Here is a 23,093-nt window from a genome sequence, read left to right on the forward strand (position 1 = left end):
ATCCAACTTCGATATCGCGGATCCAACAATGTTGTGTTTTTTTTGGAATCGTCTGTAGAGTCAGGAAGCGATTTCATATATTAGGTGCTTGGTTTGGAATTGCGCTGCAATATGGGCAGTTTTGGATGTTATTTCACGTCGCATAATGATGCCATTTAAGAGGATTGATAATGATAAGCCCAATAGAACAAATAGTTTTTGGTTTACTGATTTTGACCGGAGGGGTGTTGCTGATTCCGGAGTGCCTAAAGGCCCAATCACAAGTACCTGAACACATCATACTCACCTGGGAGGATGATCCCATGACCACCCAAAGCGTGACCTGGCGTACCGAGAAAAAGGTGCCCGATCCGGTGGCTCAGATTATGAAATCGACGGCCGCACCATATGGTGAAGGACATGCCAAAACCCTGCCAGCGAAGGTTCAGTCCGTGGAAAATGAAGGGGCTAAAGCTTATTATTATTCGGTTACTTTTACCGGTCTGGATCGCGGCACAAAATATCTTTACCGCGTGGGAAGCGAAGAAAGCGATTGGAGTGCCTGGACTCAATTTTCCACTGCATCAAAATCGGAGGATGATTTTTCTTTTATTTATCTGGGCGATATTCAAAATGATATATTTTCGTGGGGCTCAAGAGCAATACGTGCGGCGTATGACCATGCTCCTGATGCCGCATTTGCCCTGTTTGCCGGTGATTGTGTAAATGATGGGCACAGTAATGATCAATGGATGGAATGGTTTGATGCTTCGGGGTATAGAACTTCGATGATGCCAATCGTACCGGTGACAGGAAACCATGAATACGATCATTTGCCGGGATTGGATGAATCAACACTTTCCGTGTATTGGCAAAAGCAATTTGAACTCCCCTCAAATGGACCCCGGGGGCTTGAAGAGAGCGTATTTTATATGGATTATAAAGACATGCGGTTGGTGGTGCTAAACAGTACTGCTGCTTTAAGCTCGGCCCAAGAAATGCAGCGACAGTCACACTGGTTGCAGTCCGTACTAGCGGATCATTCTCAGAAATGGACCATTGTTACTTTTCATCACGCTTTGTTCACTGCGCGTGATGGAAACCACGGCGATTATCCGGACTTGAGAGCAGCCTGGCAACCCATTTTGGAAAAGCACAAGGTGGACCTGGTCCTCATGGGGCACGATCATGTATATGCCCGTGCCAGTAAACAGACCAAAACCATCACAGTGCCTGAAGGAGAGGCGGGGCCTGTCTATTTGGTTTCTGTGGCCGGACCAAAAATGTATGGCGTAGTCCCGGAGCGCCGCTGGATGGATCGGGCAGCCGTCAATACTCAAATGTATCAGACCGTCACCATCCGTGGTGACCTGCTGGAGTTCCGGGCCTATACAGTGGTTGACGAACTATACGATTCATTTGATTTGAAAAAACAGCCCGGTGCCTTTAATAAATTTGTGGAAAACATCTCTTCTAAGACGACACCTGAAAATCGCTTTCCGGACGGAAAATCAGTTCGGTCTAAAAAATAGAAATGCCTGTATGAATATTTTTTGTCAGATAGTGTACCGTATTGTCATTTGTATTGGTCTGACCAGTCTGAGCTTTGGGTGTTCATACACTGTCTTCGAAAAAGAATTTATTAATCTGCCGGAACAAGGGCACCGTATTTCGCTGGATGGCCAGATCAATATCGATCAGCAAGGCGGACATTTACAAGGAATTCAACGATATAGCACTGAGAAAGAAACAGTGCTTCTGCTTTCGGGTAGTTCAGATCAGACGGCGTTTATCGTCCAGGCGAAATTGGACGAAGAAGCGTCAATAATTTCAGCCGACACCTTAATGATAGACCCTTTCCGACATGCGGGAGGATTCCAAATATTTGAAAACTACCTGGCCATTGGTATCGAAGACAATCGAGAAAGAAACACCTCACAGGTCCTGGTGTATGATCTGGAAAAAGAAGTAGTGTGGTCTGAACCCGTTCAAAGAATATACAGAGAGGGCGCTTATGAAAGATCCACGGCAGGTGCTGTCGGAATGACCTCCATAAAAGAACATTATCTTATCGTGGTGGCAGATTGGGATAGCCGCAATCTGGATTTTTATCTGTGCCCACGTGATCAATTTGATGCCGGGGAAGATGGGTTTCACAAGATTGGGAGCCTGGCAACGAAAGGCAGCACCGTGATAAAGGGCGTAAGTTCCCCCTGGAAACCGTATCAAAACATAAATTTATTTTACGATGCCAACGATCGGTTGTATTTGGTGGGGTTTGGCATTGACGACGATGATCGGAATGTAGCTGACCTATACAGAGTGAAGTTTGAGGTCGGATTGCTCGATAATACCAATGCTAAGAATAGCTTTAATAAATCGATTTCACTGACCCGGATCGCATCCAAGGAATTTAAGGCCACAGCGGGAACCAGTTTTAGATGGGGCGCCGGATTGCATCAGCGTAAAGATGGCGGGTTTATCTTGCTGACGTCCCCCGAACATGTGAATTCCTCTTCTAATATAGGGGTGTATAAAAATTAATAGGTTTATCAAATGACACGAATCTTCCAGGTTAAGTTTGTGTTTGGTATTTAAAAAATTTTGTTGATCTTAAAGGCATCGTTTAAAACTTAACCCATGTCCTGGTCCTACATTATTTCCATTGGCGTTCTTCTGTTATCTTCGGCAAGTGCGCAGAATTCTCAAGCTGACTCTTCAGAATCCAGACCACCTAATATCATCCTCATCATGGCGGATGATCTGGGGTATGAGACATTGGGAGCGAATGGAAGCCAGGAATATCAGACTCCGCATTTGGATCATCTGGCGGCCGAAGGAATGCGTTTTACCCATTGTCACTCCACCCCGCTATGTACACCTTCTCGAGTCCAAATAATGACGGGAAAGTACAATTTCAGAAATCATGTCGGATTTGGAATTCTTGATCCGGAAGAAAAAACCTTCGGGCATTACCTGAAATCGGCCGGGTATCAAAATTTAGTGGTGGGAAAATGGCAATTGTATGGCAATGCGCACCAACAAAAGTTGGCTGGTGGCCGTACCGGGAGTTTGCCACAGGACGCCGGATTTGATGATTATATGCTTTGGCAGATCAAAGATCGGGGATATCGATACAAAAGTCCAACACTGGAATCCAAAACCGAGGGACTCAAAACGTATCCTGGTGAATATGGCCCCGATCTATTTGTGGATTACATCGAGGCATTCATGGAATCAAACCGGGATCAACCGTTTTTTGTATACTATCCAATGGTGCTTACGCACGATCCATTTCTTCCTACGCCGGACCATCCGGAGTTCAATGCGTATGATCCTGCAGCTAAAGTCAATAATCCCCGTTATTTTGATGGGGCAGTCAGATACATGGACAAATTGGTTGGGCGGATGAAAACGAAGGTTAATGAGTTGGGGGTAGCAGAAAACACCTTGATTATTTTCATTGGAGATAATGGGACAGACCGGGATGTGACATCCATGTTTGAAGGAAACGTGTGGCATGGAAACAAGGGGTACACCACAGATGCCGGGACTCATGTTCCGATGATTGCGTGGTGGCCTGGAACAATCGCGAAAGAAAGCGTCAATAAGAATTTAATTGATTTTACAGATTTTTTGCCATCGCTCCTGGAAGTAGCCGGCGAAGATGTACCGAAGGGTAGAAACCTGGATGGGGTCAGTTTTTACGATCAACTGATGGGACGTTCTGACGCAGGTATGACGCGGGAGTGGATTTTCTGCGATTACAATCCCCAGTGGGGGAAGTTCGAACCACGGCGGTATGTGTTCGACACAACGTGGAAGTTGTATGAGAATGGAGAAATATTTAACTTGTCAAACGACATTCTCGAAAAAAATCCAATGGCCAGATCCGACCTACCAGAAGGCGCCCGGAAAAAGATCGAAAAATTTGAGATGATATTAACGGACATGAAATAAATGGTATAGATCAATGCTCATTAGTTGTAGAGATGAAAAACCAATAGGAGTCTGTGCAATGGGAATGGAAATATATTATATAGGGCAAAGGATGCGAACCCGAAAAGTCGATTTTTGGTTGAAAATTGGATTATGGCAGAACTTAAAGCAATGATCAGAAGATACAAACACAGGACCTCAAACTTATCGTTCCTTGAACTTCAGGGAAGGAAGATTTCATTGGGGCAAACTACAAACGGCCGTCCGCGTGTCGCCCAAGCTTTAGCGGGGGAACAAGGCCATCAAAATTCAAACTTTAAACCATGAACTATTTATTGGTATTGGTATCGATATTTTTCACCCCTTTCTTGTCCGCCCAAACGAACAAGAAACCCAACGTTCTTTTTATAATCTCGGATGACCTCACAGCAACCGCTTTGTCGAGTTATGAAAATCCGGCGTGCCAGACGCCCAATATTGATAAACTCGCCTCGGAAGGAACCCGGTACACCAGGACGTATTGTCAGTATCCCGTCTGTGGACCATCCCGGGCTTCTTTGATGTTTGGGTATTACCCCACTGCGACCACCACCTACGGGTATGTGAGCGGTCGTAAAAATGTAGGTCCGGACCGGAAGTCCTGGTCCCAACTTTTTAAGGACAATGGATATTACACGGCGCGTGTCAGCAAAATATACCATATGGGGGTTCCCATTGATATCGAAACCGGATCCAACGGCAGGGATGATGAAGCTTCATGGACAGAGCGGTTTAACAACCCGGGGCCCGAATGGAAAGCGGAAGGAGAAGCAGAACTGGTGCAAAACAATCCGTATGGCCTGAAACCCCGAAAGGGAGGTAACGTGATGACGATTGTCAAAGCGGAAGGAGATGACCTGGTCCACTCCGATGGAAAAACGGCTGAGAAAGCATCTGAATTGATTAGGACACATAAGGATAAGCCTTTTTTTCTGGCTGTTGGGTTGGTGCGACCCCATGTTCCATTTGTGGCTCCAAAGGAATACTTTGAACCTTATCCGCACGACCAAATGGTGCTTCCGCCGATGGTTATTGATGACTGGGACGATATTCCGCCGCGTGGTATTAATTATGTTACTAGCGTGAATGCCAATATGTCCACTGAACAGGAGCAAAAAGCAGTGGCTGGATACTATGCATCGGTGTCTTTTATGGATGCACAGGTAGGAAAAATTTTGAATACCCTTGAACAAGAGGGGCTGAACGAAAATACTATAGTGGTATTCACCTCAGATCATGGTTTTCACCTTGGCGAACATCGATTTTGGATGAAAGTCAGTCTTCATGAAGAGTCTGCACGGGTTCCCATGATTATTAAGGTGCCCGGAAAAGCTCCAGCCGTATGCCATTCATTTACGGAGCTTATTGATCTGTATCCTACGGTGGCGGAACTCGCTGGATTGGATTATTCAGAGCACTTGCAAGGAAAGAGTTTGGTACGGACATTGGATGATCCCAACTATGAGGTTCGGGATCACGCATTTTCGGTCACTCAGGGTGGAAAGACTTTTCTGATCCGGACGGACAAATGGGCGTATATCCAATACAGTGAAGATGCCAGTGCAGGCATGGAGCTGTTTGATATGGAGCACGATCCCAAACAGTACAATAATCTGGCACATAATCCACAATATGCGGATGTGTTGCAAAAAATGCAACAACGTCTTAAAGATAAACTGGCTGAGGTCCGGGATAATGATTTGGGAATAAGCTATGGTGAGGAAAATTGATGCCTTGTGAAGTTTGTTGGAAGTTTACATGTGGTAGCTTGAAGGTTGAACGCAGTGAAATATAACTCAGGACCGTTTTGTCATTTGTGTAAGAGCAGAGCTTATGTAGAGCATGAGCAACATATATTAATGCCGCAGCGTGGAACGGAGCCCGAGAAGGTGATGATCTGGAATTCCTGATCCCGGCCCAATAATTCGGTTCGATTGATATACCATGAAGGTAGGACCGCACAGCACTTATTCATGCATTAAAGCTTACAAATAAAACAATCAAAATGAATGAATCTCTTACTCCATCAAAGGTTCTGTTGATCTCCATTTTAATTTTGCTGACCTGTACATCATATGCTCAGTGGGAAAGCCGTGTGGAAGACAATCCAAAACCGAACATCATTATCATTCTGCCTGATGACCTGGGTTGGAATGATGTGGGTTATCACGGCTCTTTGATACACACCCCCCACATCGATCAACTGGCCGAAAATGGAATCAAATTAGAGCAGCATTACGTCATGCCCACTTGTACTCCTACCCGGGTTAGCCTAATGACTGGAAAGTACCCGAGTCGGTATGGTGTGCTCGGACCCGCTTATGGAGAAGTCATTGATCTGGGCGATCCGACATTGGCTTCACTTCTGCAGGAACAGGGGTATTATACAGCTATTGCCGGAAAGTGGCATATGGGTTCGCCACCATATACCCCCTTAAAGTACGGTTTTGATTCTTCATATGGCTTTTTTGATGGCCAGATTGATCCGTATACGCATGAATACAAGACGGAAACCAAATTGACGGACAGGCGATCCTGGCACCGGAATGATGAATACCTGGACGAAGAAGGGCATGCTACGGACCTGATCACAGACGAAGCGGTCCGCGTGATTCAGAAGCAGCGTGATAAACCGTTCTTTTTGTACGTGGCCTACAGTGTTCCGCATTATCCGCTATCTGAGCCGGAAAAGTGGACCTCAATCTACAACGACTATACGATTTCTCCGTCCCGAAAATGGTATGCCGCCAGTGTGAGTCACATGGATGACGGTATCGGACAAATCATCAACGCCCTGGAAGAAACGGGTCAACGAGAAAACACCATGGTTGTGTTTATTAGTGACAACGGCGGTCAAAAAAGCTGGCACAGTACGACGGAATATAGAGGAGCGTATTCGGACAAACCACACAATGTATTGGGAAATAACTTTCCATTGCGTGGGTGGAAAGTAGATCTATATGAAGGCGGGATCCGCGTGCCGGCCTTCGTGAATTGGCCGGGAGTGGTAAGTTCCGGAGTCGTACAAGAACCCATTCATATTGCGGATTGGCTGCCTACGTTGCTTCATCAGGCCAAAGCTTCTTTTGATGCCGAATACCTGCGATTGGATGGAGCGGATATCTGGGCACTAATAAGGAATCAGGATCCTGATTATATCGCACACCCATTTTACTGGAAAACCCGGAATGCTTTTGCGGTGCGTGACGGAGATTGGAAACTGATCGAAGACCGGAAAGATCAACGCCGGGAACTTTATAATTTATCCACTGATTTTAGAGAAACCACAAATGTGTACGATGTGAATCCTGAAAAAGTAAAAGAACTGGATAAGTTGATGGAAAAGTTCAGAATCGACGATGAATAGATTCTATTGTGTACGTAAACTTTACAAAAAAAATACTATCTTTTACGCCCTCAATGAAAAACAAAATTAAATAAGATGGAAAAAAGAAGAGATTTTATCAAAAAAGGAATGCTTGGTACCGCCGGATTGGCTATGGGCGGCATGGGGTTTCCTGCTAAATCATATGGATCTATCATGGGGGCCAACGATCGCATCAATGTGGCCGTGGTAGGCATACGTGGTCGCGGAAAGTCCCACATCAATGCGTGGGCTGACTTAAAAGATAGCCACAACATTCGGTTAACCACCCTCTGTGATGTGGATGAGCAGTTTTTTGAACCCCGCGCCAAAATGGTTACAGATAAGGGCGGTGCGAAACCGGCCACAGTTTGGGATCAGCGCAGGGTATTTGATGATCCGGACATTCACGCAGTGTCTTTTGCTACGCCCAATCACTGGCATGCATTGGGGGCTATATGGGCGGCTCAGGCCGGGAAGCATGTGTATGTGGAGAAGCCCGCCATGCACAATGTATGGGAAGGTCGAAAAATGATCGAAGCGGCACGTAAATACGACAGGATTATGCAGGTTGGATTTCAAAACCGATCGATTGCCAACGTTATGGAAGCCATTAAGTTTCTCCACGATGGGGGGATCGGAGATGTTTACATGGCTCGGGGGTTATGTATTAAGCCGCGTGATTCCTTTGGAATAGCAAAAGACAGTGCTCCACCAGCCAGTCTCCATTATGATGAATGGCTCGGTCCGGCTACCTGGCGGCAATACAACGAAAAACGAGGGCACTACAATTGGCACTGGTTTTGGGATACGGGCAACGGAGATACAGGAAATCAGGGTCCGCACCAGTTTGATGTTGCTCGGTGGGGTCTGAATAAAAATGAGCATCCGGTGTCTGTCTATTCCAGTGGTGCTGTTTTTGGTATTGATCCGAAAGAATGTGCACAAGAGACTCCGAACACCCAAAGTTCTATATTTAGATATAAAGATGGTACCATGCTTGAGTTCGAGACGAGAGGCCGGTATTCCAATGCGGAGTCCAGTCTGGATACTCGGATCGGAAATATATTTTATGGGACAGAGGGGTATTTGGAGATAGACGGCGGTACCTGGAGAGCGTTTCGAGAAAGAGAAAAAGAGCCTTTTGCTCAGTCTAAAAAAGGGGGGGTGAGTAATGCTGATATTTCGCTAACCGGACCCAAGGGGACAGAGCATTTTGCGAATTTCATCAACGCTATTCACTCCGGCAATCATCATGATTTGCATTGTGATATTCGGGAAGGATTTTACTCGACGACGCTTCCATTAATAGCCAACATCTCCTACCGTCTGGATCGCAAGCTGAAGTTTATGGGTGGTGATATGGATCGGGAGTTGTTTATGAATGACGCAGAGGCCAATGCGATGTTGACCCGAGCCTACCGACCTCCTTATGTCGTGCCACAAAATGTATAACAATGTTCTATTCGTGTATGAACAACTATATATAGAAACACTAAATTATTCGTAGATCTCAATGATTATCGCAGTTTTACTACAGTGGAAATGTGGTGCCTTCAGCGTTGATCACGCTAAAAGTTGACAGGTCCTGCGAGTTCTGCAGACGACCTTGAGAGTGCCCAAAATTTTGTTCTCTTGGCAGTGGGTTAGCACTGGGTGGGAAGAACCAATCAACTGCTCAACGACTTAACCAATCTACATCAAACAAATAAAAATGAAGTATTTTACAATTAGCTTAGCCTGCATGGCTTGTATTTTGATGGTCTCGTGCAACATGGGTTCCGATTCAAATGTGGAAGAGGAACCCCGTGAAGAAGTGACTTTCCAAGAAAACAAATCCGATAATAGTATTGATGTGCTGATTGATGGGCAACGATTTACGACTTATCGCTGGCCCAAGAATGTAACCAAGCCCATATTATATCCGATCGTTACCTCGAATGGAACAGAGATAACCCGCGGTTTTCCCATTCATCCCAAAACGGGGGAACGAGCTGATCATCCCCATCAGATTGGAATGTGGCTAACCTATGGAGATGTCGATGGCAATGACTTTTGGGGCAATGGATCCCATGGTTTGGGGACAACAAATCCAAACGGTGGCATCATAAAGCATCTGAAGGTGGATGAAATGTCGGACGGGGCCGGAGCGGGGATCCTGGTTACTTCCGAGAGTTGGGAAGACAGCACGGGACAGGAACTCTTGAAGGAACACACTGAATACCACTTTATCGCTGAAGATTCAGTTCGGATCATTGACCGGATCACGACATTGACTGCTGGCAATAAAGCTGTTTCTTTGCCGGATACCAAAGAAGGTATGTTTGGAATCCGAGTTGCCCGTGAATTGGAATTGCCGGCACAGGGTGAGGTGACGCTTTACAGTGCATCTGGAGAACCAGAAAAAGTAAAAGAAATGGACAATACGTCGATATCAGGTGATTACCTCAGCAGTGAAGGAGGAACTGGTCTTGGGGTCTGGGGAACACGGGCTCGCTGGATGGATTTGTATGGGAACATCGATGGAGAGGATATTTCACTCGTTATATGTGATCATCCGGATAATCCAAGTTATCCGACCTGGTGGCATGCCCGGGGGTATGGATTGTTTTCAGCTAACCCATTGGGCGCCAAAGACTTTACGAAAGGTGATACCACGGTTGATTTCTCCATTCCGGCCCATGAATCGGTGACCTTTCGATATCGTGTGGTGATCAGTTCGGGTTTTCATCTCACTGCTGAGCAAATCAACGGATTTGCCGATGATTTTGGTAAACGGCAATGATGTAGTTGTGGAAGGTTTTAAAAGCATCGATCACCTAAAGTATATAAATTTCCTCAAAGTATGAATGGAAGAGAATGGTTTTGTCTCGTGCTGGTTTGCATTACATTTTTACCTGTGCATGCCCAGGGTTGGCGCAAAATCACTACTGTAGAAGAGGTCTGTGCTGCCTACCCCGGTAAGATGCATGAGATGCTCGAAGCCTTTGATTTGGAACACCGCGAATTGACGCAAGTTAAGATGAACTACCAATCCGGTGATCTTGTGAAAGCATGCAAAGCCCTTTTGGATTATTATGAAAGCAGTCCGTCTGGTGCTCATTTGCGTAGAACATTGCCCGAAAAAACCGAAGAAACGATAACCCTGGCTGACACGATACTGAAAAATGTTTTTGTAATACAGAATGTTCGGGGAGAACTTCCCTGGACGGAAGATGGGCACCGGGATTGGCATTACAAGGGACCCAACAATGATCGGGAGTGGGCCTGGTTATCTAATCGGCATTTTCAGCTTCGCACTGTTTTTAATGCCTATTTTGATACCGGAAATCCGAAGTATGCCGAGTATATAGACCTATTCTTACGAGATTTTATTATCGCCAGCATGCCATATCCGGCAGTTAAAAGCTCCACATCAGTGTGGCGTGGTTTGGAAGTAGCAGCTCGTGCCAAGGTATGGCCTAGCGTGTTTTATGGCCTTCAAAAAAGTCCCTATTTATCCTCTGCGACGAAGCTGTTAATCTTAAGCAGCCTGCCTGATCATGCCCATTATAGCCGAAATTTTCACAATGAAAACAATTGGTTGACGATGGAAATATCCGCATTGGCTACGGTAGCTGCGGAGTTTCCTGAGTATAAAAAATCCGGGGAATGGCTGGATTATGCAGCAAAAACCATGACGCAGAGCATGATTGATCAAGTTTACCCGGATGGTACTCAAAAAGAGATGTCTTCGCACTACCATACGGTCGCTGCACGAAACTTTGAATTGTTTGAGCGCATTTGCAATCGGGCAGATTATCCTTTGCCTGATTTTTTCCATGAAACTATTAGGCAGATGTATGGCTATACAGCAAAAACTGTGCGACCGGATGGGTATGGGGTTATGAACAATGACGGTGACCGAACCTTTGATTCGACGCTGATTCTCAATGCCGCTGCAAAGTTCAATCAACCCGAATGGTCCTATATAGTTACAAATGGTGAAAAAGGTGTTAAACCGGTCAAGGAACCGTCGTACTTTTTTCCCTGGGCAGGTCAGTTGATTTCCCGGAGCGGCTTTAATCCCGATGCACATTGGTCATTTTTCGATGTAGGCCCCTGGGGGAGTGCACATCAGCACAATGATAAATTGCATCTTTCCGTTTCTGCATATGGAAGAGATTTGCTCGTGGATGCGGGTCGGTTTGCTTATACCGGAGCGGTGGCTGATAAGTTTCGTGGGTATGCGAAGGGGAGTCAGGGGCATAACGTGATATTAATCGATGGAAAAGGGCAATCTCCAGGTCAGAAACTGGCAGAGGAGCCCCTACCTGATGACCAATGGGCAATTGCAGAAGAGTATGATTATGCCTGGTCGTCCTTCGACGATTTCATCGATGTAAATGGAGAAGCGGATCATACCCGGTTGGTTTATTATCAGCGGGGCGAGTTTTGGATCGTCGTGGATAAGATCACAACGGATCGTCCGCGTAGGATCGATGCATTATGGCATTGGCACCCCGATAATAAAGTAAAAATCGAGCGACAGCGTGTAAGGACGCAAAATGACCACGGTAATTTGCAGATCATTCCATTGGGTGGTGAACCATGGGATGTCCAAATGGTGAAAGGGCAGGAAGAGCCTGAAATCCAAGGCTGGTATAGCGAGGAATACAATAAGTATGAACCCAATCCCACGACCATTTATTCCACCCGGATCGAGGAAACCAGCACATTTGTCTGGGTGCTTTATCCGTCTGAAAAACCAGTAGCAGGAATGAAAGCTGAGATCATTTCATATGATCAGGATGAAATCACTGTGAGAATAGCTGAACCAGGTCAGGATGTCCGGGAGGTGACTCTTTTGACATCGTTCCGTGAATAGTTCCAATGGTCTGTTAAACATTTTGTTTGTTTATACGTCAAATGTTAATACATCATTCTATTGGCTTATGGATCATCAGAATCGAAAAAAACATTGGGAGAATTTATACGAAACAACAGATACCAGCACTAAGAGCTGGTACCAACCCATTCCTCATACCTCGCTCTCATGGATTGAAAAAGCCGAAATCCCAGGGAACGCTAAAATCGTAGACATCGGAGGAGGAGATAGCTATTTGGTCGATCACTTGCTGGACAAAGGGTATAAAGATATTACTGTCGTCGATATCTCTGCAGCTGCCATTGAAAAAGCGAAAGAGCGGCTTGGTCATAAAGCAGCTAAGGTAAATTGGATCGTATCTGATGTTACTGATTTTACTCCCAGGGAAAAGTATGATCTATGGCACGATCGGGCGACTTTTCATTTTTTGACCGACCCCGACGATGTTCGACAATACATAAGATCGGTTCGTGAGTATTTATCGCCGCATGGAGCTCTTATTGTCGGCACTTTTTCGATGAACGGACCTGAAAAATGCAGTGGCCTTCCCATTCAACAATACGCTGCTTCTTCCTTACAGGAAACTTTTGCCCCATGGTTTGAAGCTGAAAGTTGTGAATACATCGATCACACCACTCCGTCCGGAGCGATCCAGAATTTTGTTTTCGGTCGCTTTGTAAAAAATAAGAAATATGGTGCACAGGAAGAAGTCGTTGACCTATTCTGACTTTGCGAACATACGAATGATGTGGAGGTAATTTAAAATCCCTCAATTTTTGGGATGAAACAATCGATGGTCACTTATTCAAGGTGCATTAATGCATGCCGTGACGAATTAACGGGTTAACCAGATTTATTCAGCTGTTCCTTCATCAGATCAACCGGGGGGTAAAGCCTATGCTTTAGCGCGTTGGGATGTACTATTATCGGTTTACCTTTGATGGGCAGGGTGGGCGAATTGCGGAGTATCGGTCGATACTGAGGTTTTTCAAACATGACAGCCATCGGATTGAGGCATGTTGTGAATTTTTTGACAGAAACACATTTCGGAGCCTTCGAGGTCGAATGTGCTACGCAAAAATTGACTTGCTGATCCTCGGTGACTTTTTTGATTTCTACGGTCTCTTTTGTTTCATTAATGCAATAGGAAAACGATTGATTTATGTTTGTAGTTACATTGTAACTGAGGCGAAGCTCTTCACCGTCCTTGGATGAAAAAATTTGTTGATTGCGTTCCGGGGCGGGTTTGCTGGAAAGATCAAAAGGGTGAAACACTGAAAACCAGGGCTGTGTCATGGTGATTAGGTAGGCAAAGGTGGAGCATCCTATCGCTAAAACGACCGCCGGAAGGTATTTTTTTGTGATTTTGAGTAGTGTCGACATTCTTCTTTTTTATCCTGTTTCATTCCAGTGTACCAAATCATAAATACCAAACACTATTGATGGCTTCTTTTTTACCCTATCTTCATCATCCAAATCCTTATTTAGCTATGGCTATTCGCGGTTTGGTTTCTTCAATGTCAAAAAATAATCTCTTCAATAGTATCTTTTACTTTTGATTCGGTGCACTAGCACGTCAACCTAAGGGGCATAATATACTCAATTGTTGTTAGAATAATGTCGTAAAAATGTTAAAATTAGAGATAATGATTTGATGTTGGTGTAAGATAGAACTAAAAAACCGGCAAAATAGCGTGTATGGGGAATGTCTGTTGGGGATTCCGTTTTGTGCCGTGGCTGATTCATAAACATATGCTGTAATTTGACTATATTCGAAGCTGTGAGTAAAGCAATTATAGTACTGGGAATACTTTTGGTGGTTGGTTGTACGAACAAAAGAACTGCAGTTCCGATGAGGCCCAATATCCTCTTTATTGCTGTGGACGATTTGCGTCCTGAATTGGGTGCATATGGGGCAGACTATATGATCACTCCAAACATGGATCGGTTGGCAGACCAGGGACGCCTATTTCAACATCATTATGTAACCGTACCGACTTGTGGTCCCTCGCGGTATGCCATGCTGACCGGGCATTATCCACAGCATAGTGCGGAATTGAGGAATAATGTTTTTGAAAAAACCACTGCCCGGCAACAAGAAGAAGATCAACCTGAATCTTTCGTCGAAGCGTTTCGCCGAAATGGATATCAAACCGTGGGGATAGGTAAGATCAGTCATTCGGCCGATGGAATGGTGTATGGCTATACTGATTCAGTTTCTTCTGTGATGGAAATGCCCCACAGCTGGGATAAATTTCTATTTGACGTCGGAAAGTGGGGCACGGGGTGGAATGCTTTTTTCGGTTACGCCAGCGGAGAAAATCGTCAAAGCCTGAATAAAGAAGTGAAACCTTATGAGGCCGGACAAGTGAATGACGAGGGGTATCCGGATGGCTTAACCGCCGCACTGGCAGTGAATCAGTTGGAGGAGTTGGAAGGTGCCGAAATACCAGGCTGGGTGCATTGGATCAGGAACTATGAAGATCGCAAATATCCAAATGAGTTACTTGTTGTGTAATAGGAGCTGTAAAGTTCCCATTTTTCTGTATTTTGGGTTGAAATGAAATATTTGCTTAATGAAAAGGTACCCTTCAGGACATCACTATAGGAATAATAGCCCACATTCTGAACAACCCAAACTCAACAGAAGAATTTACTCATCCATGGTCCGTCAAATCTTTAGTCTTCGATTGCGTCAGATATTGCTCTGCAAAACCAGTCTTAAGCTCAGTATTGTCCTTTTGCTTTTTCAAGGAGTTTGTTTTAAGGGGAATGCTCAGGAAGCCAATGTTGCCGATCAGCCCAACATCATTTTTATACTGACCGATGACCAGCGTTGGAGTGCGCTGGGTTACGCCGGAAACGACCTGGTCCATACGCCGACAATGGATGATCTGGCAACCCATGGGCTTTATTTTAAAAATGCGATGGTGACTACGCCTATTTGTGCCGCCAGCAGGGCAACTATTCTTACAGGGGTGTATGAGCGGACCCATCGGTACGATTTTCAGACCAGCGGAATCCGGGAAGAGTTTATGCAATCCTCTTATCCGCGCGAACTGAATAAAGCTGGATACTATACGGGGTTCTACGGTAAATTTGGGGTGCTTTATGACGGGATGGAAGAGTTATTCGATGAAGTCGAATCGTACGATCGCAATGGGCGATACAAAGACTACCGCGGCTACTATTACAAAACATTGGATGGAGACACCGTCCATCTGACCCGTTATACCGGCCAAAAGGCATTGGATTTTATAGATCAGGCGCCAAAAGACAAACCCTTTTGTCTAAGTCTGAGCTTTTCAGCACCGCATGCCCACGATGGGGCGCCCAAACAGTATTTTTGGCAAAAAGAATCCGATCACCTGCTTGCTGATGTGACAATCCCTGATCCTGAATTGAGGGGAGACACTTATTTCGACCGTTTGCCCAAAGCAGTCCGGGAAGGATTTAACAGAACCCGGTGGTACTGGCGATATGACACCCCGGACAAATACCAGCACAGTGTGAAAGGATACTATCGAATGATCGCAGGGGTTGACCGGGAAATATCCTCTATAAGAGAAAAGTTAAAAGAAACCGGCCAGGATCAAAATACGGTCATCATTGTGATGGGGGACAATGGGTATTTTCAGGGAGAGCGTCAATTGGCGGGGAAATGGCTGATGTACGATAACTCTGTCCGAGTGCCCCTGATCATTTATGATCCTCGCAATCCCCGCCACCGGGATATTGACCAGATGGCTATGAATATCGATGTCCCTTCGACGATTCTGGATTTCGCTGGTGCTCCTATGCCGAAGGAATGGCAGGGAAAAAGCCTGGTTCCGTTTCTGACTGCGGATGCCTATGATATGGAGCGGGACACCGCTTTGATCGAGCATTTGTGGGACTTCGAACACATTCCTCCAAGTGAGGGACTACGAACGGAACATTGGAAGTATATGCGATACATCAACGACAAATCCATCGAAGAACTGTACAATACCACGGAAGATCCGGGCGAAACCAATAATCTGGCATCCGCACCGGGGCAATTTATTCGGTTGCAGGAATTTCGAAACTGGATGAATCAAAAAGATTCAGAATACAAAGATCCTTATGTCGGTCACCCTTCAGGTCTAAAAGTGGACCTTGGTTTTTTACCAGGCACTAAGAAATTGGAGCGCTTTTTTTCATGGGTGGTCCCTAAAGGTGCCGGAACACAGAAATCATACCAGATTCTCGTATCTGACAGTGAGCAAAATCTAAAGCTGAACATTGGAGAGCTTTGGAATAGCGGTGAAGTCACATCGACCGAACATAGCGGCATAATTTACGAAGGCGATGCTTTGGAAAGCGGAACCACATACTATTGGAAGGTTCGCATTTGGGATGATTTGCACCGCTTGAGCAGGTATTCCAACATACATTCCTTTCAATAGCAGGCCCTGGCTGGACATCAATCACAATATCGACTACCACCTTATCTTTTCTATTGACGATATATCACTAGTTTAACCACCTCCATTTTTGAAATTCCAATAACCAAAGCGAAGCGTCCCAACGACCATCGACTAGGTCACCCCGCATCGCTCAACAACAACTCCAACTCTTCCCTGATTTCATGGTTTTTTTCTGCTGTGAACTTATCTTCCAGTTTTTCCTTGGTTTCCTGGAGCACTTTTTTGGCTACCGGATCATCCATCGTCCCTGTCTTGCGGATCGTGTATTGTAAGATCAATGGCTGTTCTGCCTCCATCGCCATTTGCATCGCCCGCTCTACATCCAGATCAATCAACGGTTCAAATGCGTACCAGTTCATCAATGGTAAGTTGTGATCGTTGACATCGGCATAGTGACTGCACAACCCGGCGACGATGTCCCACCGGTCTTCCGGAGCCATGCGTTGGGCAGCAGAATTGACATACAGTCGGACCAGAGCGCTGTTGTCTGCACTGGCCATTTCAGTGATTTTGTCCAGAGCGCCGTCTGGAAGTGATTTGTCCTCCATCATCAGCTGGATCGCCCAGCTTCGCAGGTATTCACTCTCATGGTCCAATAAGGCCACCAGATCCTCATCAGACAGTCCACCGGTAACATGTAGCGTCCACAGTGCTCTTAGCTTGCGGGTAATGTCCGGATTGTCATTGAGAATACTTTTCAAAGCCGCGTATACCTCCGGACTGCCTCCCCGATCCTGAAGAAGGAGCCGGGATTGACGGACATACCATTCGTTCGATTCCAGCTGGTACTCCACCAGTTCGGCATCTGTCTTCTCCGACAAATCAATGGTCACAAATTGGTCCTCTTCGTGGCTGATTTTGAAAATCCGGCCGAGGGTTTTATCGTGGACATCGGGGTTGGGGCTGTGGCACTGGTTTTTGTCATACCAGTCAATTGCGTACATGGACCCACCGGGTGCAAACCGGTAGTCCAGCCATTGAGACCAGGCGTCATTGGTGATGATAAAATCTTTGCCATGCGTGGCCGTATAACCCGATCCGTCCCTGTTCAGGACATCCGCATTGGTTCGGTACCCGTGAATGTTATTCATCACCAGGTTGTTGCGCAATTCTTCTGGCCAGTGGTCAGCTCCCTGCAGAAAGGTCGCTCCGGAATGGGCGTGACCGCCCCCAGCGGATGCAGACCGGAAGTTCCCCGCATGGGGACCATTGTTACCGACCCAGTGCACATGATCTGCGATGGTTTTGATATCGTCATAGGTGTACGGATTGAAGTGTTTTCCAGCCTGACGGTGGTATCGGGCGCCCTGAATGGCATGAAACAGATGCGGAATCACACACACCGTCATAAAAGCATGACCATACTCATTGAAGTCCACCCCCCACGGATTGCTTGTTCCCCAGGCGAATACTTCAAACTCGTGCCGTGTCGGATGATAGCGCCACAATCCGGCGTTGAGTGGAACACGATCGGCATCTGGCGTTCCTGGTTTTCCGACCTTGGAATGGGTAAACACCCCATGGTTCCCATACAGCCAGCCATCCGGGCCCCAGATGAAGCTGTTCAAAGTCTCGTGCGTGTCCTGATAGCCCCAGCCGTCCAGTAGAACTTCGGGTTCTCCGGCCGGGAGGGATCCGCTCTCATCAATGGGAATAAACAGAAGTTCAGGGGCTGCACCAATCCAGACACCCCCATGTCCTACCTCGATTCCGCTGACCAGGTTCAGTCCTTCATAGAAAATGCTTCGTTTGTCCAGGGTTCCATCTCCATTGGTATCTTCGAAAATTAAAATCCGGTCTCTTCCTTGTCCTTCCGGAGCTCTTTGGGGGTAGGTGTGGGCTTCAACCACCCACAACCTTCCGCGGTAGTCCATCGTAAAAGCGATGGGACGTACGACGTCGGGCTCTGATGCGGCCAGTTGGATCGAAAATCCATCCAGCATTTCCATCGCCTCAATGGCTTCCTCAGCAGATAATCCGGCGTGTGCTACCACATCTCTGGACGGGAGGATGACAATATCTTCAGGATGCAGTTCATCAATGTAAAACGGACGGGTCTGATGGAATCGAAAATCATCAAAATTGATGTGGGACCACTTGTTTTCCCGTACGTACGAAATCTTTGTTTTACCGTCTTCCCGATCAATTAACCGGATGAACATATGTTGTCCGGTTCGATCGCTCAAATCAACCACTACGGGACGGAACCGCGCACTGTTGTTGCCCGTGATCTCAAAAAACACTTCGTCCGAGTCTGCGTCTACCAATTCCACCCGGGTTTCTTTCAATGCACCGCCGGCTACCCGAAAAGCAGCAAATGGTGCTGTGATTTCAAACGACCGGGAGGTTAGGGTTCCGGTGTCCGCATAGTTCATCGTGCCTCCGCTGGTGACAAAATACTGACCACTGACGTTCAGATCTCTCATGGTTTTTTCGTCATAAATGTCGGTAGCCCGATCCGATGAAGGCTGATCCTTAAAGGCTGTTCCGGTAGCGGTCCAGTCTTCCAGTGTGTTGTATTCAAAATCAAAATTCAGATCGTTGCCCTCTGCTACGGGTATCACCCCGGCCACTTCACCGGCGGACAACATAGGATCTATAATTTTCATCTGTCCTTCCATAGTTGGTCGATGGCCCGGAATACTGCAGTAATACATGTCATCTTCTGTAGCTTCGAATTGGATGCTGACCGAGTCGCCTTCATCGAGGATAGCAGCGCTTTGGACCCCGGCTTTTTCCATGGTCACATCGTGGGACATGGTTTCACCATTGATCATGGTGATGCGGATGTGTTCCCCTTTTAGGGCCCGGAGTACCGGATTGCGTATGCCGTCGATCTCACCGCCTTTGCCGATGTAGCCGGTCATATAAGCCATCAGATGGTATTCACGATCTATTTCCGGCGTGGATTCTACTTTTGATTCTGTAGTACATTGAAAACAGCACAAACTGAGAAATACAAATAATAGAGGTATTAGCTTTTGCATGGAAAGATTAATGATGTGTTAAAAGGCTGAAGTTACAAAATTATTCCATTTGCAAAAGATTTTATAAAAGTTATCTGGTCTTGTTTTTAGACAACCACTCTGGTTTGTTTTGGGGGTGAATCTGATGCTTCCGGGTGTCTTCCCGGGCTAACCATTTGAAATCATCGGTACGCATCAGATCATCAAATACCCGGCTGATTAATTCGGCTGGTAAAGTGGTTAATTTGCGTGTTTCCAAATCAATAAACCCGCCCATGAGCTCAGTATAATTATGGTGCGTGCCATCTTTTCCGTAGATGTTGTGCTCAAATTCAAAAAACATCCCATCTTTGGAAAGGCCTTTGAGCTGGAGCGTAACTGTGATGGTTTGACCGGCGCCAACCTCTCTGAAGTAATGAATGTGTTCATGAAAGATTACAGGGCCTATGTTGAGTCTGACCATATCCTGGTGATCAAAACCATGGCTCATAAGATAAGCCATGCGGGTGTGGCTCATAAAATTTTGGTAAGCGGAATTGGCTACATGCCGATTGGCATCAAGGTCACTCCAACGGATATCGAAATCTTTCTTAAAGAGATTCATAAGTTGTATTGTTTAATTGTATTAGGTGTAGAAGTCGCTTCCATTCAAAACCGTGAAGATAAAGGTCCTAGATTTGAAACACGTACTTTGTTGCAACTTCTATGAATCAATTGCCCCCGGTGTTCATAAATAAGCCCCTTTGGATAGGGCAATGTCTGTGTTTGACTTTTCGGATAAACATTATTTCTCTTTATGTCAAATCGATAAACTCCAAACGGGTCAATGAATATTTTGCTGAGCTATGGTTTGTTTTTGACTTTATTAGTTTAGAATATATTCTTAGGTCGATCGTTGACTTAATAGTTTGTATATTCATTGAATCATTAAGATGTGAGTGGTTTTGAAAGTTTTACGATACAGTCCTGGCTATTTGGGTTAGCTTTATTTCCTTGATTGCGCTCTAAAACGGGTATGAAAAGGTGAAGCTTCAGGTGCAAAATGGTTATAGTCTTAATCTTAAAAATTCTGATTTTCGAAATGATAAATCCACGCTCACCATTGGATTGAATTGCCGGCTTTTATTTTAGGATCTATAACTTCATTTTCCAATCTTCAATTTTAATATAAAATGAAAAAGACTGAAACGGATTTAACGGATATGGATCAAAAATTCTTACGCCTTTGCTTGAATCTGGCGCGGGAAGCTTTCGAAGCAGGCGATGCCCCTTTTGGTTCTGTCCTGGTGTCGGCAGAAGGAGCGGTCATTGCCCAAGCTCGTAATCGAAGCAACGAAATCAATGCGCTAGCCCACCCTGAAATTGATCTTGCCCGGTGGGCTTGCGAAAATTTATCGGAAGAACAGCGAAGGACGGTGACCATGTACACCAGTGGGGAGCATTGTCCCATGTGCTCGGCAGCGCATGGCTGGGCCGGATTGGGCCCCATTGTTTACCTGAGTTCAGCCCGCCAGTTGGAAGAATGGCGAAAGGATTCTGGAGCACCGGAAGCTCCGATCAATTTCTTTCCGGTCCAATCTGTGGTGTCCGATATAGAGGTTAGAGGACCGGCAACCGGTGATCTTTTGGAAGAAATCAAATCACTCCAGAAAGCCTATTTCAATAGAGATTTGTAAACCGCGAATTTTTGTTCTTGAATGATGTGTTTTTTCGATCTCAGGGAAGGTGTATGTGGTTAGCGTCGAACACTAAGCCACTAAAATTTGTATTACCAGTTTTATATTTATAAGCAGAGTACAGAAATTCACTCTAAAAGTCCGCTTGTCGGACGGTAAATAGTGAGGTATTAGCTTGCAAGTCCCATTAGGGACGATACTTTTACCCAGATAAATTTTGTTTCGATTGCTTTAATGTGATGTGGTCTTCACGCAATCTCCGAACATCGGGATTGTTTTGTATAAAACCGTTTTTACGAAGCAAACTCATTCGTCGGTTCTATCGCTCCAGTGCCTTTTTCAAAGCCTCCGGAAACTGGTCGGGTGAAGATGAATAGCAGGGGATTCCGGCGTGGGTAAGTTGAGCAGCCAGTGGTTTGTTGTACCGGATTTTTCCTTCGTTTTGCATGGATAATATACAGTGTATTTTTACTCCTTCTTTCTGAAGCTCCCGCATTTTATCGTAAACGCCTTCGTCCGTCCGGTTATCATAGAGATCACTAATCAAAAACAGGTAGGTATCATCCGGGTTTTTTATATTCTCATGGATGTATCTGAGTGTTTTGCGGATATTTGTTCCACCGCCCAGATGGATATGGAAAAGTAAATTCACGATGTCGTCCAGGTGGTCGGATAGATCGGCTACCTCATGGTCAAATACGATGAGACGGGTTTCTATCGTCCTGATGTGCGCCATAATGGATGCGATGATGGCTGAATAGATCATGGATTCCATCATGCTGCCGCTGGAGTCAACGGCTAAAATCAAATTTGGAAATCCCTGTCGTTTTCGTTCGTACCCATATTTGTTTTTTATAATAATAGACTGAAGATCCGACTGATAGTGGCGCAAATTGCGCTTTATGGTTTTCGGCCAATCAATATCCTGTTTTCTTGGAAAAGTAGTAGGGTTCCCTTTGTTGCTGAGATGATTCAATGTGTTTTGCAGAGCCCAGTGGATTTTATCTTCGATTTCTGCGGCGTATTGCCGGACGAGGGAGTGGATATCATCCATGCGATCCGGCGGAATCTGGTCTTTCAGCTCCAAAATGGTGCGGATCAAATCAATGTCCGGCGTCAGTGAATCAAATACTTCCTTTTCAAATAAAAGGGATCCTATTTGCATTTTTTCGATCGCCTCTTTTTGTAAGAATAGCGTTTGATTTTTTGGGAAAAGTTCCCGAATGTCCCGGAGCCATTCATTGAGCTGTGGACGGGATCTTTTCAGCAGATCATTCTCCGTTTGATCGAAAAGGAGGGAGAGGGTGCGATCTGTTTTTTTTGCATTTTCATCCAGCTCTACCTCATCGGTGGTCTCCGCTTCGGGTCCCAGGATGAGTCGCCACTTTCGGACCAGTTCGGTGTCTTGTACTGAGTCAGTCACTGGAGAACCTTATCGTTTTTTAGTATGTCGGAAGAAAGCACGCAGCCAAAGAAGGAGGAAAGCACCGACGACAGCCGTGACCAGTGAACCCCAGGTGCCGGTGGATTGCATGCCGAGTAACCGAAAGACAAAGCCTCCTACAATACCGCCAGCTATACCCAGAACGATATTGATCAGTAATCCGGAACCAGAGCCTTTCCACATGAGGCTGGCTATCCAGCCCGCGATGCCTCCGATAATAATCCAACCTAAAATTTTAAACATGATCGAGACAATGATTTATTGAACCTGTAAAATAGTAAAAAAGATTTAATTGATCGCATTCAGATATGGTGGCTATGAGCCGGATGTGGAATTTTGGACGCCGCGCTAGATGTTAAAATTTAGCTTTA

At 45.7% G+C, this 23,093-nt stretch carries 17 protein-coding genes; 12 read left to right on the forward strand and 5 right to left on the reverse strand.

Annotation, left to right across the window (positions count from 1 at the left end):
• Positions 1–170 precede the first annotated feature (170 nt).
• The 9 genes from KUV50_RS13330 (at position 171) to KUV50_RS13370 (ending at position 12,915) form a co-directional block, all read left to right on the forward strand.
• Entirely contained in the window at positions 171–1,511 is a 1,341-nt protein-coding gene (locus KUV50_RS13330) for a purple acid phosphatase family protein (protein ID WP_222580666.1), read from the forward strand.
• A 10-nt stretch (positions 1,512–1,521) separates the two neighbouring features.
• The gene (locus tag KUV50_RS13335; protein WP_222580667.1) at positions 1,522–2,523 is read left to right on the forward strand and encodes a hypothetical protein; all 1,002 of its coding nucleotides are present in this window, start codon (positions 1,522–1,524) and stop codon (positions 2,521–2,523) included.
• 96 nt (positions 2,524–2,619) lie between these two features.
• A complete protein-coding gene (locus tag KUV50_RS13340) occupies positions 2,620–3,939 on the forward strand; it encodes a sulfatase-like hydrolase/transferase (RefSeq protein WP_222580668.1) in 1,320 nt (439 codons plus the stop codon).
• A gap of 302 nt (positions 3,940–4,241) precedes the next feature.
• Entirely contained in the window at positions 4,242–5,687 is a 1,446-nt protein-coding gene (locus tag KUV50_RS13345) for a sulfatase (protein WP_222580669.1), read from the forward strand.
• Between the two features lie 275 nt (positions 5,688–5,962).
• Positions 5,963–7,324, forward strand: a complete 1,362-nt coding sequence (locus KUV50_RS13350; RefSeq protein WP_222580670.1) for a sulfatase-like hydrolase/transferase — start codon at positions 5,963–5,965, stop codon at positions 7,322–7,324.
• Positions 7,325–7,399: 75 nt separating this feature from the next.
• Positions 7,400–8,776: a Gfo/Idh/MocA family protein gene (locus tag KUV50_RS13355; RefSeq protein ID WP_222580671.1), complete on the forward strand. Its 1,377-nt coding sequence runs from the start codon at positions 7,400–7,402 to the stop codon at positions 8,774–8,776.
• A 259-nt stretch (positions 8,777–9,035) separates the two neighbouring features.
• Positions 9,036–10,106, forward strand: coding sequence for a PmoA family protein (locus tag KUV50_RS13360; RefSeq protein WP_222580672.1), 1,071 nt, complete (start codon positions 9,036–9,038; stop codon positions 10,104–10,106).
• 60 nt (positions 10,107–10,166) lie between these two features.
• Positions 10,167–12,188: an alginate lyase family protein gene (locus tag KUV50_RS13365; protein WP_222580673.1), complete on the forward strand. Its 2,022-nt coding sequence runs from the start codon at positions 10,167–10,169 to the stop codon at positions 12,186–12,188.
• Positions 12,189–12,255: 67 nt separating this feature from the next.
• Positions 12,256–12,915: a class I SAM-dependent methyltransferase gene (locus tag KUV50_RS13370; RefSeq protein ID WP_222580674.1), complete on the forward strand. Its 660-nt coding sequence runs from the start codon at positions 12,256–12,258 to the stop codon at positions 12,913–12,915.
• 116 nt (positions 12,916–13,031) lie between these two features.
• Here KUV50_RS13370 and KUV50_RS13375 read toward each other — a convergent pair whose 3' ends face one another.
• A complete protein-coding gene (locus KUV50_RS13375; RefSeq protein ID WP_222580675.1) occupies positions 13,032–13,571 on the reverse strand; it encodes a hypothetical protein in 540 nt (179 codons plus the stop codon).
• Positions 13,572–13,968: 397 nt separating this feature from the next.
• Here KUV50_RS13375 and KUV50_RS13380 point away from each other — a divergent pair, with 397 nt between their 5' ends.
• Complete coding sequence (locus KUV50_RS13380) at positions 13,969–14,706, forward strand: sulfatase-like hydrolase/transferase (protein WP_222580676.1); 738 nt, start codon at positions 13,969–13,971, stop codon at positions 14,704–14,706.
• Positions 14,707–14,851: 145 nt separating this feature from the next.
• Positions 14,852–16,615 (forward strand): sulfatase, encoded by a 1,764-nt coding sequence (locus KUV50_RS13385; protein ID WP_222580677.1) that lies wholly within the window; start codon positions 14,852–14,854, stop codon positions 16,613–16,615.
• Between the two features lie 137 nt (positions 16,616–16,752).
• On the opposite strand, the gene KUV50_RS13390 is transcribed toward KUV50_RS13385, so the two are convergent.
• Together KUV50_RS13390 and KUV50_RS13395 are read right to left on the reverse strand one after the other, a co-directional pair.
• Positions 16,753–19,623: a PVC-type heme-binding CxxCH protein gene (locus KUV50_RS13390; RefSeq protein ID WP_222580678.1), complete on the reverse strand. Its 2,871-nt coding sequence runs from the start codon at positions 19,621–19,623 to the stop codon at positions 16,753–16,755.
• 70 nt (positions 19,624–19,693) lie between these two features.
• On the reverse strand, positions 19,694–20,206 hold the full coding sequence (locus tag KUV50_RS13395) for an acyl-CoA thioesterase (RefSeq protein WP_222580679.1): 513 nt from the start codon (positions 20,204–20,206) through the stop codon (positions 19,694–19,696).
• Between the two features lie 568 nt (positions 20,207–20,774).
• Between KUV50_RS13395 and KUV50_RS13400 the strand changes: the two genes are divergently transcribed.
• Positions 20,775–21,278, forward strand: a complete 504-nt coding sequence (locus tag KUV50_RS13400) for a nucleoside deaminase (protein WP_222580680.1) — start codon at positions 20,775–20,777, stop codon at positions 21,276–21,278.
• Positions 21,279–21,597: 319 nt separating this feature from the next.
• On the opposite strand, the gene KUV50_RS13405 is transcribed toward KUV50_RS13400, so the two are convergent.
• Both KUV50_RS13405 and KUV50_RS13410 read right to left on the reverse strand, forming a co-directional pair.
• The gene (locus KUV50_RS13405) at positions 21,598–22,701 is read right to left on the reverse strand and encodes a VWA domain-containing protein (protein WP_222580681.1); all 1,104 of its coding nucleotides are present in this window, start codon (positions 22,699–22,701) and stop codon (positions 21,598–21,600) included.
• A gap of 9 nt (positions 22,702–22,710) precedes the next feature.
• Positions 22,711–22,965, reverse strand: a complete 255-nt coding sequence (locus KUV50_RS13410) for a GlsB/YeaQ/YmgE family stress response membrane protein (protein ID WP_222580682.1) — start codon at positions 22,963–22,965, stop codon at positions 22,711–22,713.
• Between the last annotated feature and the right edge of the window lie 128 nt (positions 22,966–23,093).

The sequence above is a fragment of the Membranihabitans marinus genome, from assembly GCF_019802045.1.
GTDB classification, from domain to species: Bacteria; Bacteroidota; Bacteroidia; order Chitinophagales; family Saprospiraceae; genus Membranihabitans; species Membranihabitans marinus_A.